The sequence below is a fragment of the Pontibacterium sp. genome (assembly GCF_041587635.1).
Lineage (GTDB): Bacteria > Pseudomonadota > Gammaproteobacteria > Pseudomonadales > Balneatricaceae > Pontibacterium.
This window is the reverse complement of the sequence record NZ_JBFGYC010000443.1, coordinates 1-3403: the sequence shown is the minus strand read 5'-3', so window position 1 is coordinate 3403 and position 3403 is coordinate 1. Positions and strand designations below refer to the sequence as shown.

The window sequence follows — 3403 nt, the reverse complement described above, 5'->3', positions numbered from 1 at the left end:
TACCTGCAAGGCTGGCGCGACTGAGTGCTTTTTCGGCCCTGGCTTCAAAGTGAATACGGTTGGGAAGCTTAGTCAGGTTGTCATGTAGAGCCTGGAAGCGGATGGTGTCAAAGGTGCGTTTCTGTTCGGTAATATCGCTCATGACACAAACAAAGTGACTGATGTCTCCGCCTTTGTCGTATACCGCTGAGATGTTTGTCTTCTGGATATAGACTTCACCGCTGCGCTTGCGATTGGCAATTTCTCCAATCCATTGCCCGGTATGGAGCAGGTCACGCCAAAGTTGCTTGTAGAAATTGGTGTCGTGATGTCCGGACTTCAATAAACTGGTTTTTTGATCAAAAGCCTGCTTGTCTGTAAATCCCGTGAGAGCTGTAAATGCTGGGTTGGTCAGAATGATGCGTGCATTGTTGTCCGTAACCATGATGGCTTCGGTTGTGTGCTCCAGTACTTTTTTTGCAATCTTTGCAGCGTTACGGCGTTTCTTAATGTCGCTGATGTCTCTAAACATGAGCTGGATCGCACTGGCGTTATCGTAAGTCGTACGCGACAAACTTAATTCAGCATCAAATGTACTGCCGTCCAGACGAACCAGTTGTTCTTCGATAGGTGGTAGTTTGTCGTTGTCAGATTGCTGTAGGGATCGCATGAGTTCGTCGGCAGACGTACGATTAGAATCATTGGCAATATCAAGAACATTCAGGCCGATCAATTGCTCGATACCGCATGCTCCTAACAGTCCGACGGCGGCACTGTTGGCGAGAATAATACGGTTATCAACGCTCAGGATGATCGCCTCAGGAGAGCTCTCAAACAGGGCCTGATAGCGACTGTTGCTGTCGCGAGACAGGCGGGTCATAACTTCCGCTTGACGTAGGGCGCGAGCGCGTCCTCCCAGCATTAAGAAACAGGCAAATGTGCTTAATGCGCCAATGATGCTTCCTCCAATCAATGTGCCGAGGTCGTGGCGGTAAAGTACGTTGGTTGATGCAAATGCGTTAAGCGGTGTGTAGTACAGATCGATGCGCTGATGGGAAAGCTCAAGCGTTTGTTTCAGACGAAAGGGCAGAAGGTGGGGGTCGGCCTGTTCTTCAGGGTGGCTATCGTACAGCGGCGATTGGCCAATGCGCTCATCGACAGCGTGCACGTGAATCAGTGGGTCGATCTTTTGAAGTGTTTCTTCCAGCAGCATGCTTAAACTAAAGCCGATAGTAACCCAGCCGTGAAAAAGCGGTGTATAAGGGTCGTTGGGGTCAGGGCTTTCGACCGGCAAAAGAAACAGGTAATCAAGAGATTGCTGGTCGGTAGGTAATAAAGAGATCGGTTCTGACAGGGCAAGTGTGCTGGAATTTTTAGCTCGCTCAGCAGCAAAGCGGCGGTTTGATTCTGAACCGATGTCAAATCCGCGAACCTTTTGGGTAATGGTGTCGGGTGCGGCGTGCATCAGGACGAATGCATCTTGCCGCGATGTTTCAGGAAAAATTCTAAAGTCAGGTCCGTATATGCTGCGCTGCATTTCAGTAAATCTATCTTGATTGCTACGCGCAACATAGCGGGTGTATGTGATGCCGATAATGCCGTTTGCTTCAAAATTGAGCGCGGCTTGTTTGAAAAAAGGGGGCCAGTGCTTTTCTACGTCATTCAGGTGATTCAAAACCAGGCCGCGAGTGGTTCTTAAGAGGAGAGGGTAGCGGTCGAGTTTTTCCTGAATCAGAAGGGTCGTCTGGTTGGCGAGCGCCTGGAAACGGGTTTCAAACTGTTCCTTGTTCATGTTTGCGCTAAAAAGGCTGGCGTAATACGTCGCTAGTAATGAGGCAAACAGGACTGTGGTGGGGATGAGAAACTGGCTCCACCGTGTGCGATCAATGCGTTTGGTTTCCATTGTCAGAACTGAGACTCCCCAAAAGTCAGTTTGGTGTCAGTGGGTTGTATAGATGGCCTGGATTTATAAAAAGGTTGTGTTCCGTATTTTTGCGGGAATACCAAATGTGTCTGAGTAGGGTGTAGGCCGGTAAGCACGTTGTTGGAATAGTGCTTACCGGTCATGAGCTGAGGCGCTGGTTAATCCAGCTTATCCGCAGCTTCCAATGTGTTTTCCATCAGAGTGGCAACTGTCATTGGGCCTACGCCGCCAGGTACAGGGGTGATCCAGCCAGCTCGCTCTGCTGCGATGTCATATTCTACATCGCCGACTAAACGACCATCTTCGAGGCGATTAATGCCGACATCAATGACGATGGCGCCATCCTTAATCCATTCACCTTTAACCAGTCCGGGAATCCCAACGCCGACAACAACAATGTCAGCACGATTGACGTGGCCTGGAAGATCGCGGGTAAAACGGTGTGTCGTTGTAACAGTGCAGCCCGCGAGCAGCAGCTCCAGAGACATTGGGCGACCAACGATGTTCGACGCGCCTACAACAACTGCTTCCTGGCCGTGCAGGTCAATGCCAGTGGATGCCAAGAGTGTCATAACCCCTTTCGGTGTGCAGGGGCGAAGGACGGGCATACGCTGAGCTAGTCGGCCGAGATTGAATGCGTGAAAACCGTCTACATCTTTATCCGGACGAATGCGTTCTAGAATTTCATCGCCATTCAAATGTGCTGGTAGGGGAAGCTGAAGCAAGATGCCGTGTACAGACGGGTCAGCATTGAGTTCATCAACCAGTTCTTCCAGTTGCTGCTGAGTGGTATCTTCGGGCAGATCGTAAGACCGGGAGTCAATGCCTACTTCTTTACAGGCGTTCTTCTTATTACGTACGTAAACTTGTGAAGCCGGGTCGACGCCGACCAGTATCACTGCCAGGCAGGGGGCAGCTTTGCCGGAGGTGATGCGCTGTTGAATACCTTCAGCGACCTTGCGGCGTACATCAGCGGCAATTTGTTTGCCGTCTATTGTTTTTGCGCTCATATTGCGGATGCTGTCCTATAAAACGAATTTTCACTGGCGCAAATTCTCTCATGGTTGACTGTCAGGGCCAAGGGCAATTGGTTGAGCAATAAGCAGAATATGTATATAGAGGCTTGTATTGGTTGCAATTTGACCACTGAATGAGCGCTAAGCTGTTTATTTCATTAAAAAAATAAAAAAGTGTTGACGACCTAAAATCGGCTCTATAATATTCGCACCACCTTGAACGGCGGCGCTAACACAGACCACTTAGGAACGTGAAAGCAAAGCAGTTAAGGGCGGGCAACAAGGCGCCCGTAGCTCAACTGGATAGAGCAACGGCCTTCTAAGCCGTAGGCTGCGGGTTCGAGTCCTGCCGGGCGTGCCAAGAAGATGTTGCTGAAGAAAGTTGAAGTCTTGATTAGAGATATGGTGGGCGTAGCTCAGTTGGTAGAGCCCCGGATTGTGATTCCGGTGGTCGTGGGTTCGAGCCCCATCGTCCACCCCATTC

The 3403-nt window shown here is 50.1% G+C and carries 2 protein-coding genes and 2 tRNA genes; 2 read left to right on the top strand and 2 right to left on the bottom strand.

Annotated features, from left to right (window positions below):
• Positions 1 to 1882 (bottom strand): PAS domain S-box protein (locus ABYW01_RS17165; protein ID WP_372835081.1); only part of this gene is annotated, 1882 nt, incomplete at its 3' end.
• Between the two features lie 179 nt (positions 1883 to 2061).
• Complete coding sequence (gene folD, locus ABYW01_RS17160; protein ID WP_372835079.1) at positions 2062 to 2913, bottom strand: bifunctional methylenetetrahydrofolate dehydrogenase/methenyltetrahydrofolate cyclohydrolase FolD; 852 nt, start codon at positions 2911 to 2913, stop codon at positions 2062 to 2064.
• Positions 2914 to 3203: 290 nt separating this feature from the next.
• Here folD and ABYW01_RS17155 point away from each other — a divergent pair.
• Positions 3204 to 3280: transfer RNA gene (locus tag ABYW01_RS17155), tRNA-Arg, on the top strand.
• A 44-nt stretch (positions 3281 to 3324) separates the two neighbouring features.
• Positions 3325 to 3400: transfer RNA gene (locus ABYW01_RS17150), tRNA-His, on the top strand.
• Positions 3401 to 3403 lie beyond the last annotated feature (3 nt).